Raw genomic sequence first — 12,415 nt, 5'->3', positions numbered from 1 at the left:
GGGCCAGCCTAGCCACCGACCCACGGGGGCGGCGAGCGGTCCGTTCGGGTCTGACCCGCGGCTCGGCGACCTGATACGTTGCACGCCGATCGATGACCACAGTGGCTCGTGCAGCGGCAGGACGGGTGGCCAGTGACAGAGTGGCAGGGCAACATCCGGCGGGCGTCCACAGCCGACGCCGCCGTCGTGACCGGGATTCTCGCCGAGGCGTTCATGCGGGACCCGGTGAGCGGTTGGATCTTTCCGGCGGAGGACCACCGGGCGCGGGTGCATCCCGCCTTCTTCGGGCCGTTCGTCGCGTTGGCGCTGCGGACCGGCGAGGTCCACGTGGCCGGCGACGGGCTGGGCGCCACGCTCTGGCTGCCCGTCGGCGACGACCACGGCGCCGACGAGGGCGACGAGTTCGCCGAGCTGGAGGCCACCATCGGGCCGGACGCAATGAAGCGGTTCGGCATGCTCGACGAGCGGATGACCGCCAACCACCCGGCCGAGCCGCACTGGTACCTGCCGTTCATCGCGGTGCACCCGGCGCACCACGGCACGGGCGTGGGCTCGGCGCTGCTGCGCGACAAGCTGGCCGAGTTGGACCGGGCCGGCGCCGCCGCGTACCTGGAGGCCAGCTCGGCGCGGAACGCGGCGCTCTACGAGCGGCTCGGCTTCCGCCGCCGGCCGACCACCCTGGACCTGCCGGACGGGCCCAGCCTCTACCCGATGTGGCGCGAGCCGGCCTGACCGGGCCCGTCCCGTCCCGGTCCGCCGGGGCGGGGCGTCATCGTCGGCAGGTCACCGACGGACCGTCGTGGTGCTGGCGTCCAACGCGCCCACCACGGCGGCCAGCAGCCCGTCGAGCTGCGCCGGCAGGAACCGACGGCAGTCCCGCATCCGGCCGCCTACCTGCGGGTCGAAGATGTGCGCGGCGAGCCCGACAGCCTCGGCGAGGCTCGCCAGCAGCAGCGTGCCCGGGTCCAGCTCGGCCGGGGACGAGTGCATCAGCATGGCGGTCAGGCGTACCCGCGGCGAGGCCGCCTGGTTCGGGTCGGTGGCCGGCCAGCGCACCTGACGGCCGATCAGCTTGCCCTGCTCCCGCCGCAGCACGCCGGCGGTGACCAGCCGCGTCCCGACCCGCTCGTTGATGTTGAGCTGGGTCCGCAGGTAGCGGATCCACAACCGGGCCGGATGCGCGCCCTCACGACGCAGGATCTCGGTGATCAGCAGATCGGTCAACGGCTCCTGCCAGAGCCGCGGGTCGACCGCGGCGATGCCGCCACCGTCGAGCGCGATCCTTCCCTCGAACATCAGCTCGGCGAGCGCGGCGCCGGCCAGCCCGCACTCCAGCCGGTCGACGGCGACATGCGGCTTACCGGTGAACTCGTCATGTCCGATGAGGAACAGCGCATCGGCGAGCCGGTACGTGGCTTGTGCCCCGGGGTAGGTCATGGTCCATCCTCGAACGGTGGCCGTGATCGTCGACACGGGACGGTACGGCATGACCACGTACAGCTCAATTCCGGTCGTGCACACGCGCCCTAATCGATATCGAAGCGGGGTTGTGACGATCCGTGATCACCAATACCCTGCCTGAGGCTGTTCCGAAGTAGACATCCTCAACCCCTTCCCCTCCCCTGGAGAAGCCTTGTCCTCCGATCCGTTCTTCTCCGACGGTGGGCTACGCCGTGGCCGTCTCGGCACCGCCCATCTCGTCTTCTTCACCGTCGCCGCCTCCGCCCCGCTGACCGTTCTCGGCGGTGGCGTCACCACCATGTACGCGGTCAGCGGCAACATCGGCGCCGCGCTGGGTTACGTCCTGCTCGCGGCCGTGCTCGCCATCTTCGCCACCGGCTACGCCGCGATGAGCCGGTACGTCGCCAACGCGGGCGCGTTCTACGCGTACATCGCCAACGGCCTCGGCCGGGCCGGCGGGGTGGCCGGCTCGGCGGTCGCGCTGGCCGCGTACAACGCCATCCAGATCGGCCTCTACGGGCTGTTCGGCGCCGTCATGTCGGGCTTCATGTCGGACAAGGCCGGGCTGGACCTCAAGTGGTGGGTCTGGGCGCTGCTGGCCTGGGTCTTCATCGGCGTGCTCGGCGTGCTGCGCATCGACCTGAACGCCAGCGTCCTCGCGGTGCTGCTGGTCCTGGAGTGCGTGGCCGTGCTGATCTTCGACCTGGTGGCGTTCGCCCACCCGGCCGGCGGCGCCGTCACCACCGCCGGCATCAGCCCCGGCCACCTGTTCGGGGCCGGGTTCGGCGCCGTGCTGGCGTTCACCATCGCCTCCTTCACCGGCTTCGAGAGCGGCGCCATCTACAGCGAGGAGGTCCGGGACCCGCGGCGCACCGTGGCCCGGGCCACCTACATCGCGGTCGCCTTCACCGGCCTGTTCTACGCCTTCTCCGCCTGGGCGCTGACGGTGCTGACCGGTCCGGAGAACGCGCCGCAGGCCAGCGCCGAGGCCGGCCCCGGCGTGATCTTCGGGGCGCTCGACCAGTACTCCGGCGCCGTGGTCGCGGACATCGCCAACGTCCTGTTCATCACCAGCGTGCTGGCCGCCCTGCTGTCGTTCCACAACGGCGTGGCCCGCTACCTGTTCGCGCTCGGCCGGGAGAACGTCCTGCCCCGCTTCCTCGGCGCGACCTCCAGCCGCAGCGGCGCCCCGGTCGCCGGGTCGCTGGTGCAGAGCATCCTGGCGGTGGTGGTGTTCGTCGGGTTCGCGATGTCCGGGCGGGACCCGGTCATCGACCTGTTCACCTGGCTGTCCGGCTCGGCCGCGGTCGGCGTGGTGCTGCTGATGACGCTCACCTCGGCCTCCGTCGTCGGCTTCTTCCGGGGTCGTGGCGGCCCGGAGTCGGCCTGGCAGCGGGCGATCGCCCCGGCGCTCGGCACCGTCCTGCTCACCGCCGTGCTGCTGGTGCTGCTGTTCAACTTCGACGCGCTGCTCGCGCCGGACACCGCCGGTTACCTCAAGTGGCTGCTGCCGGCGATCCCGATCGTGGCCGGCGTGCTCGGTCTGATCTGGGGCGGTGTGTTGCGCACCAGCCGGCCGGACACCTACCGGCGGATCGGCCAGCTCGACGAGGAGGGCCTGCACGAGCCCGGCCTGCACTCGGCCCCCGAGCCCGACCGCTGGGCCCGCAGCCACCGCTGAACGAGTAAGGCGGGGGCCCCTTCTCAACGCCTCCGGCAGAGAAGGGGCCCCCGCCCACCACCGTGGAGGCAGGGCTCAGGCGGTGCGGATGACGGTGCAGATGGCCGGGCCCTCGTCGGTGGCCCGCAGCAGGTAGCGGTAGTGCTCACCGGGCACCGCGCCACCCTGGCTGTCCAGGAACTCCCACCGCACCGCCACCTCGGTGAGCAGCGCCGAGACCTGCTGCACGTCTTCGATCTGCGCGTTCGCGGCGACCAGCTCCCGCTCCTGGTAGTCGGGCGCGGCGCCGACGAAGCTCAGCGCCACCGCCGCCGGCGAGGTGAACGAGAAGCTGTAGGTGTCGGCGACCACCAGCCCGGGCAGGGCGTAGCAGGCGGCGATGGCCGGCACGTCGGCGGTGGTCAGCGCCACGCCGTACCTGTCGAAGAAGTCGGAGAGCGTGTCGAGGTCGGTGGAAGCCGTCACGACGCTCTCCATTACCGGCCCGCCAGCTCGGCAAACCTGGTCAGCGCGGCGGGATGCGCACCTCGATCTCCGCGCCGAGCTGCGCGCCGCCGGTCAGGGACAGGTCGTCGCCGCTCCAGAACCGACCCGGGTCGTACCAGTTGGGCCGGCGGCCGGCCGGCAACAATCCCATCGCCTCGTAGGTCACCGCCACCACCTCCGCGCAGTACGCGGTCTCCAGCGCCCGGTCACGCGCCCGGCCCCCGACGTCCGGCGCGCGACGGTCGCCCGGCACCGAGGCCGCGTCCGGTGTGTGACCCGCGTCCGAGGTGGACCGGCGCCACGGTGGTTGCGGCACCCGACCCCGGGCCCAGCGCCAGGCGAGCTGCGCGGTGGACGGGAACGGGGTGCCGTCCAGGCGCGCCACGGTACGCAGCACCGCCTCCTCCATGGCGCCGCCGGCGGGCGGTTCGAGCTGACGCAGCCAGCCCCGCTGGCCGTACCGGTTGGCCCACACGCAGACCGCGTCGCGCAGGTCGTGCAACTGCACGCCGCGCTGGCGGGTCCCGGTCCACATGTCCGGCAGCGAACGGCCCAGCTCCGCGTGCCACATCAACGGCGGCATGTCGTCCAGCACCACCGCCATGCCCACGTGGTTCACCGGGCTGTTGGTGGTGAACTGGATGGCGCGATCGGGCACGCTGCGCCCACGGAACACCCACAGGTCGCCGGTGCGGGTCAGCTCCACGGCCTCGTCCAGGCTGATGCTCATGGAGGACTACCCTAAGCCGATGCGGCAACGGATGCGGTGGTGGAAGGTGCTCGGCCTGGCCGGCCTGGCGGGCGTCGCGGCGACGGGCGTGGTGGTGGCCCGGGCGGAGCGGCAGCGCCGGGCGTACACACCTGAGGAGATCCGGGACCGGCTGCGGGAACGGCACGCCAAGGCGTCGTCCTCCTGATCCGGAGACAACCGGGGCGGCGCGCGACGACGCGCTGCCCTAACATCACCGTCATGGGAAACAGTTTCTGGGAGACACAGTTTGTGCTCGACCCGCCGGCCGCCCCCGTCGAGCGACACGGCGAGGTCGACCTGCACCTGCCGACCAGCGACGGCCCTCACCCCGCGGTCGTGGTGGTGCACGGCGTTCCCGGGCCGCCCGACGCACCCGACGCCCGGGACTGGCCGCTCTACCGGGGGTACGGCGCGCTCCTCGCCGACCAGGGCGTGGTGGTCGCGCTCCCCCGGCTCTCCGTAACCAGCCCCGACGACCTGCACACGGTCGCCGCCCGCGTCGCCGACGCGGCCGACCTGCTCCGCGCCGATCCCCGCGTCGACCCGGAGCGGCTGGCACTCTGGTTCTTCTCCGGCGCCGGGTTGCTGCTCGGCGACTGGCTCCGCGACCCGCCCCGCTGGCTGCGCGGTCTCGCCGCGACGTACCCGCTGCTGGCCCCGCTCCCCGACTGGCCCCCGGTCGACAGGCGCTTCCACCCGCTCGACGCCCTGGCGACGGGCGACGCCGAGCGGCCACCGCTCGTGCTGACCCGGGCCGGTCGGGACCGGCCCGAGGTCACGCCCGCCATCGCGGCGTTCACGGCTGCCGCAACCCGGCGCGGGCTGCCGCTGCACCTGGTCGACGTGCCGGGCGGACGGCACGGGTTCGACGCCCTGGACCACACCGAGGAGTCGCGCGCCGCGGTACGCGCCGCCCGCGACGCACTGCTCGCCCTGCTCACCGCCTGACCACCCAGCCGACGGGCCGACTCATCGGCACACCCGACCGGTCCGCGCGGGCGGCAGGAGCCCGCGGGTGAACGCTTTGCTCATCGGGGGCGGTGGAGATCTTGGTACGTTTCGTACCGCGGAAGGGCGGTTCGGTACCAAGATCTCCACCGGGTTCACCCTTCGGCGGGCTCCGCGGTGAGGGCGCCCCCGGGGTGCGGGGTGTGCGGTTTCGTGGCCCTCGAACAGGGCCGGCGGAGACGCACCCCTCGGTGCGTGTGTCGGGTTTGTCGGGTTTGGGGTGGTGGGGGTCACCGGCTCGGCGGAATGGTCGCCGGGGGCGGGGCGTTGTACCTGGCAGACCGCGTGGAGCCCGGTCCCTCGGGGCCGCTGGCGAGTCCCCGGTCGGAATGACCGGCCACCGGCCGTCGTTGCATCACCGGGCCAGCCACCCCCGGGTGGTGAGCCCGCGTCGACGGAATGTGCGAGCGCCGGCCGTGGTTACATCCCCGGAGCCGCCGACCCGGCCACCCCCTGGTGAACCGGTCGCGCCGCCCGTCGGGCCCTGTGCAGGCCACCCTGATCGGCCGCCGGACCCACCCCCTCAGACTTTCCCCTTTCGCGGCCCCCTGGCCGCGGCATCCCCCACCCCCTGGGAGGCATCATCATGGCTACCACCCTGCTGCGTAAGACTGTGCTGACCGCTGCCGGTATCGCCGCGACCGCCGGTGGGATCGCCGGCCCCGCGATCGCCGCGCATGCCGCTCCCGCCGAGAAGGCCACCGTGGTGGCCGACCGTAAGAGCGGCGAGCGGGAGTTGGACGTGCGCTACGAGGCCCAGCCGAACTTCTACTACTGCGGTCCCGCCGCCGCCCGCAACGCCATCAGCGTGCTCGGCAAGAACATCGACGTGCACGCGATGGCCAAGGAGATGGGCACCACCGAGGACGGCACCAACAGCATCAACGACATCACCCCGGTGCTGAACAAGGAGACCGGCAAGCCCTACCGCTCGGTGGAGATCAAGACCGGCAAGGCCGACGACAAGCAGACCGACAAGCTGCGCGCTGACATCGTCCACACCGTCGACGACGGCCGCGCCGTGGTCGCCAACATCGCCGGCACCGCCACCGACACCGACGGCACCACCCACTCCTTCGAAGGCGGCCACTACATCAGCGTCGTCGGCTACCAGAACAACGGCACCACCGTCACCATCGCCGACAGCGCCAACCCGAACACCGCCTCCTACCGCATCAGCGTCGACAACCTCGCCGACTGGATCGCCACCCGCGGCTACAGCACCAGCTGACACCAACGCACAAGGGCCCGACCCCACCACCGGGGTCGGGCCCTTGTGGTCAGCGCTCGGTCGCGCCGACCGGCTCGTTCCGCTCGGGCGTCTCGGCCGCGGCCAGTCGCTTCCCGCGCCGCCGCAGCCACCACGTGCTGACCAGGCCGGCCAGCACGGCGAGCACCAGCCCGGCCCAGGAGATGTCCTTGAGCCAGTGTTCGGCGGCCCGGCCGACGTAGAACAGCAGGTACGTCGTGCCGAAGGCCCAGACCAGGCCGCCGGCCGCGTTCGCCACCAGGAACCGGCGGTACGGCACCCGCAGCGCGCCGGCCAGCGGGCCGGCGAGGATGCGCAGCAGCGCGACGAACCGGCCGAAGAAGACGGCCCACACACCGTGCCGGGCGAAGCTCTGCTCGGCGCGGGCGAGATGCGCCGGGCCGAGATGCTTCGGGAAACGCCGGCCCAGCCGTTCCAGCAGCGGCCGGCCGCCACGGCGGCCCACGGCGTACCCGACGGAGTCGCCGACGATCGCGCCGGTCGCCGCCGCGACGGCCACCCACTCGGGCTGGACCGCCCCGGTCGCGGCGAGCAGGGCGGAGCTGACCAGCACGATCTCGCCGGGCAGCGGGACGCCCATGCTCTCGACGCCGATCACACCGGCGACGATCAGGTAGATCACACCGGGGGGTAGCGCGGAGAGCCAGTGCTGCACGTCGACCACGCTCCGACACTACCCGGGTGGAACTCAGCCCGTGGGGGCCAGAAACTCCAGCCGGTTGCCGTGCGGGTCGTACGTGTGGAACCGCCGCATGCCGGGGATCTCGTCGTCGCCCCAGGTCACGGCGTGACCGGCGGCGGCCAGCCCGTCCAGGTCGGCGCGGACCAGCGCCGGGTGGGCCTCGCGGGCGGGCGCCTCCTCGTCCCGCTGCGTGGCACGAGGTTGCGTGAATAGCAAGACGGACGTACGGTTTTGTAGAGACCGACGCAGGTAAGTGTCGCCTAAGCACGGCGGCGCCCCGGTCGGTGCGACAAACTGCTCAGGACTACTCACGGTCGCTGGTGTGAAGGAGTACGACGTGGCGAGCCTCGACACCTTCGGTGCGAAGACCCAGCTACGCGTCGGAGACGCGAGCTACGAGATTTTCAGGATCGGCCAGGTTCCGGGGCACGACAGACTGCCCTACAGCCTGAAGATCCTGCTGGAGAACCTGCTGCGGACCGAGGACGGCGCGAACATCACCGCCGACCACATCCGGCAGCTCGGCGGCTGGGACCCCACCGCCGACCCGAGCGTGGAGATCCAGTTCACCCCGGCCCGGGTGCTGATGCAGGACTTCACCGGCGTGCCCTGCGTGGTCGACCTGGCCACCATGCGCGAGGCCGTCCGCGACCTGGGCGGCGACGCCACCAAGGTGAACCCGCTCGCCCCGGCCGAGCTGGTCATCGACCACTCGGTCATCGCCGACCTGTTCGGCCGCGAGGACGCGTTCGAACGCAACGTCGAGCTGGAGTACGAGCGCAACAAGGAGCGCTACCAGTTCCTGCGCTGGGGTCAGAGCGCGTTCAACGAGTTCAAGGTCGTCCCGCCGGGCACCGGCATCGTGCACCAGGTCAACATCGAGTACCTGGCCCGCACGATCATGGAGCGCAACGGCCAGGCGTACCCGGACACCGTGGTCGGCACCGACTCGCACACCACCATGGTCAACGGCCTGGGTGTGCTGGGCTGGGGCGTCGGCGGCATCGAGGCCGAGGCCGCGATGCTCGGCCAGCCGGTCAGCATGCTGATCCCCCGCGTGGTCGGCTTCAAGCTCTCCGGCGAGATGCCGGCCGGCACCACCGCCACCGACCTGGTGCTGACCATCACCGAGATGCTGCGCAAGCACGGCGTGGTCGGCAAGTTCGTCGAGTTCTACGGCCCCGGCGTGAGCGCGGTGCCGCTGGCCAACCGCGCCACCATCGGCAACATGTCGCCGGAATACGGCTCCACCGTGGCGATCTTCCCGATCGACGGCGAGACGGTCCGCTACCTGGAGCTGACCGGCCGCGACGCGTCCCAGGTCGCGCTCGTCGAGGCGTACGCCAAGGAGCAGGGCCTCTGGCACGACCCGGACCACGAGCCGGAGTACTCGGAGCGCCTGGAGCTGGATCTCGGCACCATCGAGCCGTCCCTGGCCGGCCCGAAGCGCCCGCAGGACCGGGTGCCGCTGGGCAGCGCGAAGACGCTGTTCCGCTCGGCGCTGACCGACTACGTGGCGGCCGACGAGACCGGCGGCGACCCGGGTCGCAAGCCGGGCGTGCCGCAGCAGCAGAAGCCGTTCGGCGCCGACGGCCCGGCCGACGAGGCCAGCGCCGAGTCGTTCCCGGCCAGCGACGCGCCGGCCAACGGCGTCAACGACCCGGCGGACGCGCCGCGTGACCTGGAGACCGCCGCCGTCGGCGCGGGCGGCCGGGCCACCAACCCGGTCCGGGTGACCGGCGCCGACGGCGTCGAGTACGAGCTGGACCACGGCGCGGTGGTGATCGCCGCGATCACGTCCTGCACCAACACCTCGAACCCGCAGGTGATGATCGGCGCCGCGCTGCTGGCCCGCAACGCGGTGGAGAAGGGCCTGGCCCGCAAGCCGTGGGTGAAGACCACCCTCGCGCCGGGCTCCAAGGTCGTCATGGACTACTACGACCGCGCCGGCCTCACACCGTACCTGGAGAAGCTCGGCTTCAACCTGGTCGGCTACGGCTGCACCACCTGCATCGGCAACTCCGGCCCGCTGCCGGAGGAGGTCTCCGCCGCCGTCAACGAGGGCGACCTGGCCGTCGTCTCGGTGCTCTCCGGGAACCGCAACTTCGAGGGCCGGATCAACCCGGACGTCAAGATGAACTACCTGGCGTCCCCGCCGCTGGTGGTCGCGTACGCGCTCGCCGGCACCATGGACATCGACCTGGCCAACGAGCCGATCGGCGAGGACGCCCAGGGCAACCCGGTGTTCCTGCGGGAGATCTGGCCGAACACCGCCGAGATCCAGGACGTCATCGCCTCGGCGATCGGCGCCACCGGGTTCAGCGCCGCGTACGCCGACGTGTTCGCCGGCGACGAGCGCTGGCAGTCGCTGCCGACCCCGACCGGCGACACGTTCTCCTGGGACGGCGAGTCGACCTACGTGCGCAAGCCCCCGTACTTCGAGGGCATGCAACAGCAGCCGACCCCGGTGCGGGACATCGCCGACGCGCGGGTGCTGGCGAAGCTGGGCGACTCGGTGACCACCGACCACATCTCCCCGGCCGGTTCCATCAAGGCGGACTCCCCCGCCGGGAAGTACCTGGCCGAGCACGGCGTGGCCCGGCACGAGTTCAACTCGTACGGCTCCCGCCGCGGCAACCACGAGGTGATGATCCGGGGCACGTTCGCCAACATCCGGCTGCGCAACCAGCTCGTCCCCGGTGTGGAGGGCGGCTTCACGGTCAACCACCTGACCGGCGAGCAGTCCTCGATCTACGACGCCTCGATGGCGTACCAGGAGGCGGGCGTCCCGCTGGTCATCCTGGCCGGCAAGGAGTACGGCTCGGGCTCGTCGCGGGACTGGGCGGCCAAGGGCACCATGCTGCTGGGCGTGAAGGCGGTCATCGCCGAGTCGTACGAGCGGATCCACCGCTCGAACCTGATCGGCATGGGCGTCCTGCCGCTCCAGTTCCCGGTCGACACCACCGCGGAGTCGCTGGGCCTGACCGGCACCGAGACGTTCTCGATCAGCGGTGTCACCGCGCTCAACGACGGCGACACCCCGCGCACGGTGAAGGTCACCACCGACACCGGCGTGGAGTTCGACGCCGTGGTCCGCATCGACACCCCCGGTGAGGCGGACTACTACCGGCACGGCGGCATCCTCCAGTACGTGCTGCGCCGCATGATCGCCAGCTAGCACCTGGTGCAAGGAGGGGCCCCTTGTTGACAGACGTCTGTTGACAAGGGGCCCCTCCTTGCCCGGTCACCAGGGCACCACGCCGGCGTCCTCGAAGAACCCGCCGGTCGGCCCGTCGTCGGGCAGCGTCGCCAGCCTGATCCCGATCGCCGCGCCCTGCTGCGGCGTACGCACCCCGCGGAAGCCGTTCAGGTCGGTCGCGGTGAAGCCGGGGCAGCCGGCGTTGATCAGGATGTTCGTGTCGGCGAGCGCGCGGGCGTACTGGATCGTCACCGCGTTGAGCATCGACTTCGACGGGGCATAGGCCACGGAGAGCGGGCCCGTCTGCTCCTCGCCGGTGGAGGCGCTCTGCCGGGCGAGCGAGCCGACGCCGCTGGACATGTTGACGATCCGGGGAGCGGCCGAGCGGCGCAGCAGCGGCAGCATCGCCTCGGTGACCCGGATGACGCCGATCACGTTGACCTCGACCGCGGCCCGCACGGTCCCGACGTCCACGTCGCCGGGCCGCTGCGGCATGCCGCCGGTGACGCCGGCGTTGTTGACCAGCACGTCGAGACCGCCGGCCTGCTCGGCCAGCAGGTGGGCGGCGGCGGTCACGCTCGCGTCGTCGGTCACGTCAAGCGGTACGCCGAACGCGTCCACGCCGGCCGCGCGCAGCTTCGCCACGGCGGCCTCCCGGCGCTGCTCGTCGCGGGCACCGACGCCCACCCGCCAGCCGAGCGCGCCCAGCCCGGCCGCGATCTCGTACCCGATTCCCTTGTTCGCGCCGGTCACCAGCGCGATCGTGCCTTCACTCATGCGATCGATCCTGGCCGCGCCGGCGACGGGCGGCCAACACCGTCTCGGTAGCGGGCGATACCCGACGGGTATCGCCCGGAGGTACGGTGGCCGGGTGGAGACCCGGGAGTTGCGCTACTTCGTCGCGGTCGCCGAGGAGCTGCACTTCGGCCGCGCCGCGCGCCGCCTCGGCATCGCCCAACCACCGCTGTCGCGGGCGATCGCGCAGCTCGAACGGCGGCTCGGGGCGACGCTGCTGGCCCGCGACAGCCGGGCCGTCACGTTGACACCGGCCGGCGCGGTGCTGCTGCGCGAGGGCCGGGCCGCGCTGGACGCGGTGGCCGCCGCCGACCGCCGCACCCGCCGCGCCGCGTCCACCGGGGCCGGCGGGCCCGGCCTGGTGCTCGCCACCAAGGCCGGCGCGTCGAGCGAACTGCTGCCCAAACTGCTCGACGCGTACGCCGCCGAGCCCGACGCGGTCGCCGTGGAGGTGCTGCTGTGCGGCATCGGGGAACAGGAGCGGCTGCTGCGCGACGGGCGGGCCGACGTGGCGCTGCTGCACCTGCCGTTCGACTCGACGGCCGGGCTCGACACCGAGGAGCTGATGACCGAACAGCAGGTGGTGGTCCTGCCGGCCGGGCATCCGCTGGCCGGCCGGGCGCAGGTGCGGACGGCCGACGTCGCCGCGCTGCCCGACCTGCCGCTGCCGCGCTGGCCGCGCCGGGACGGCAGCTATCCGGACGGGCCGGGGCCCGAGGTTCGCGACCACGCCCAGTTGTTCCAGTTGATCGCGCTCGGCCGGACGGCGGCGGTGCTCCCCGAGTCGTGCCGGACGCTCCTGCGCCCCGACCTGGCCGCCGTGCCGGTGCCGGACGCGCCGGCGGTGACCACGGTGATCGCGTGGCCGCCGCACAGCCGGTCGCGGTCCCTGGCCGCCCTGGTCCGCACCGCCACCCGCCTCTAGCCGCGCCCGCGCGGGCTGCCCAGCCACCGCTGCGGCCACGCCCCACGCTGCTCTCCGGAGGGCGCGCCGCGCCACCCGGCCGCCTCGGCAGTCGCCGGGCGTGTCCGGAGACGACGCTCAGCCGGGCCGGCCGCAAGTCGCCCCCGGGCGTGTCGCG

13 protein-coding genes are annotated in these 12,415 nt (G+C 72.5%); 7 read left to right on the top strand and 6 right to left on the bottom strand.

Annotated features, from left to right (window positions below; translation table 11 throughout):
• Positions 1–132: 132 nt before the first annotated feature.
• Complete coding sequence (locus ACIA6B_RS07115) at positions 133–732, top strand: GNAT family N-acetyltransferase (RefSeq protein ID WP_396771795.1); 600 nt, start codon at positions 133–135, stop codon at positions 730–732.
• A 51-nt stretch (positions 733–783) separates the two neighbouring features.
• Here the strand turns inward: ACIA6B_RS07115 and ACIA6B_RS07110 are convergent, their stop codons facing one another.
• Positions 784–1,437: a GPP34 family phosphoprotein gene (locus ACIA6B_RS07110; RefSeq protein ID WP_281938684.1), complete on the bottom strand. Its 654-nt coding sequence runs from the start codon at positions 1,435–1,437 to the stop codon at positions 784–786.
• Positions 1,438–1,633: 196 nt separating this feature from the next.
• Here ACIA6B_RS07110 and ACIA6B_RS07105 point away from each other — a divergent pair, with 196 nt between their 5' ends.
• The gene (locus ACIA6B_RS07105; protein ID WP_396771792.1) at positions 1,634–3,142 is read left to right on the top strand and encodes an APC family permease; all 1,509 of its coding nucleotides are present in this window, start codon (positions 1,634–1,636) and stop codon (positions 3,140–3,142) included.
• A 75-nt stretch (positions 3,143–3,217) separates the two neighbouring features.
• Here ACIA6B_RS07105 and ACIA6B_RS07100 read toward each other — a convergent pair whose 3' ends face one another.
• Together ACIA6B_RS07100 and ACIA6B_RS07095 are read right to left on the bottom strand one after the other, a co-directional pair.
• Positions 3,218–3,607 carry a hypothetical protein gene (locus ACIA6B_RS07100; protein WP_343446120.1) on the bottom strand — a complete coding sequence of 130 codons (390 nt, stop codon included), beginning with the start codon at positions 3,605–3,607 and terminating at the stop codon, positions 3,218–3,220.
• 40 nt (positions 3,608–3,647) lie between these two features.
• The gene (locus tag ACIA6B_RS07095) at positions 3,648–4,358 is read right to left on the bottom strand and encodes a hypothetical protein (protein ID WP_396771790.1); all 711 of its coding nucleotides are present in this window, start codon (positions 4,356–4,358) and stop codon (positions 3,648–3,650) included.
• Here ACIA6B_RS07095 and ACIA6B_RS07090 point away from each other — a divergent pair.
• The 3 genes from ACIA6B_RS07090 (at position 4,357) to ACIA6B_RS07080 (ending at position 6,618) form a co-directional block, all read left to right on the top strand.
• Positions 4,357–4,545 (top strand): hypothetical protein, encoded by a 189-nt coding sequence (locus ACIA6B_RS07090; protein ID WP_146180017.1) that lies wholly within the window; start codon positions 4,357–4,359, stop codon positions 4,543–4,545. The two genes, ACIA6B_RS07095 and ACIA6B_RS07090, sit on opposite strands and share 2 nt — an antisense overlap.
• A 53-nt stretch (positions 4,546–4,598) precedes the next feature.
• Positions 4,599–5,327 carry a hypothetical protein gene (locus tag ACIA6B_RS07085; RefSeq protein ID WP_396771788.1) on the top strand — a complete coding sequence of 243 codons (729 nt, stop codon included), beginning with the start codon at positions 4,599–4,601 and terminating at the stop codon, positions 5,325–5,327.
• 646 nt (positions 5,328–5,973) lie between these two features.
• Entirely contained in the window at positions 5,974–6,618 is a 645-nt protein-coding gene (locus ACIA6B_RS07080) for a C39 family peptidase (protein WP_396771786.1), read from the top strand.
• A gap of 49 nt (positions 6,619–6,667) precedes the next feature.
• On the opposite strand, the gene ACIA6B_RS07075 is transcribed toward ACIA6B_RS07080, so the two are convergent.
• The gene (locus ACIA6B_RS07075) at positions 6,668–7,321 is read right to left on the bottom strand and encodes a DedA family protein (protein ID WP_396771784.1); all 654 of its coding nucleotides are present in this window, start codon (positions 7,319–7,321) and stop codon (positions 6,668–6,670) included.
• A gap of 24 nt (positions 7,322–7,345) precedes the next feature.
• Positions 7,346–7,555 (bottom strand): hypothetical protein, encoded by a 210-nt coding sequence (locus ACIA6B_RS07070; RefSeq protein WP_396771782.1) that lies wholly within the window; start codon positions 7,553–7,555, stop codon positions 7,346–7,348.
• Between the two features lie 106 nt (positions 7,556–7,661).
• On the opposite strand from ACIA6B_RS07070, the gene ACIA6B_RS07065 reads away from it, so the two are divergent.
• A complete protein-coding gene (locus ACIA6B_RS07065) occupies positions 7,662–10,517 on the top strand; it encodes an aconitate hydratase (protein WP_396771780.1) in 2,856 nt (951 codons plus the stop codon).
• Between the two features lie 66 nt (positions 10,518–10,583).
• Here the strand turns inward: ACIA6B_RS07065 and ACIA6B_RS07060 are convergent, their stop codons facing one another.
• Positions 10,584–11,315: an SDR family oxidoreductase gene (locus ACIA6B_RS07060; protein ID WP_396771778.1), complete on the bottom strand. Its 732-nt coding sequence runs from the start codon at positions 11,313–11,315 to the stop codon at positions 10,584–10,586.
• 94 nt (positions 11,316–11,409) lie between these two features.
• On the opposite strand from ACIA6B_RS07060, the gene ACIA6B_RS07055 reads away from it, so the two are divergent.
• Positions 11,410–12,258, top strand: coding sequence for a LysR family transcriptional regulator (locus tag ACIA6B_RS07055; protein ID WP_396771776.1), 849 nt, complete (start codon positions 11,410–11,412; stop codon positions 12,256–12,258).
• The last annotated feature ends 157 nt before the right edge of the window (positions 12,259–12,415 follow it).

This window comes from Micromonospora sp. NPDC051141, from assembly GCF_044455765.1.
Classification (GTDB): domain Bacteria; phylum Actinomycetota; class Actinomycetes; order Mycobacteriales; family Micromonosporaceae; genus Micromonospora.
The sequence above is the reverse complement of the archived record's forward strand: the minus strand, read 5'-3'. Positions and strand labels throughout refer to the sequence as shown.

Bases quoted from the DNA above. Each gene is read 5' to 3' on its own strand.
- ACIA6B_RS07110 (WP_281938684.1), bottom strand. From the start codon at position 1,437: ATGACCTACCCCGGGGCACAAGCCACGTACCGGCTCGCCGATGCGCTG.
- ACIA6B_RS07090 (WP_146180017.1), top strand. From the start codon at position 4,357: ATGGAGGACTACCCTAAGCCGATGCGGCAACGGATGCGGTGGTGGAAG.
- ACIA6B_RS07095 (WP_396771790.1), bottom strand. From the start codon at position 4,358: ATGAGCATCAGCCTGGACGAGGCCGTGGAGCTGACCCGCACCGGCGAC.
- ACIA6B_RS07085 (WP_396771788.1), top strand. From the start codon at position 4,599: ATGGGAAACAGTTTCTGGGAGACACAGTTTGTGCTCGACCCGCCGGCC.
- ACIA6B_RS07080 (WP_396771786.1), top strand. From the start codon at position 5,974: ATGGCTACCACCCTGCTGCGTAAGACTGTGCTGACCGCTGCCGGTATC.
- ACIA6B_RS07060 (WP_396771778.1), bottom strand. From the start codon at position 11,315: ATGAGTGAAGGCACGATCGCGCTGGTGACCGGCGCGAACAAGGGAATC.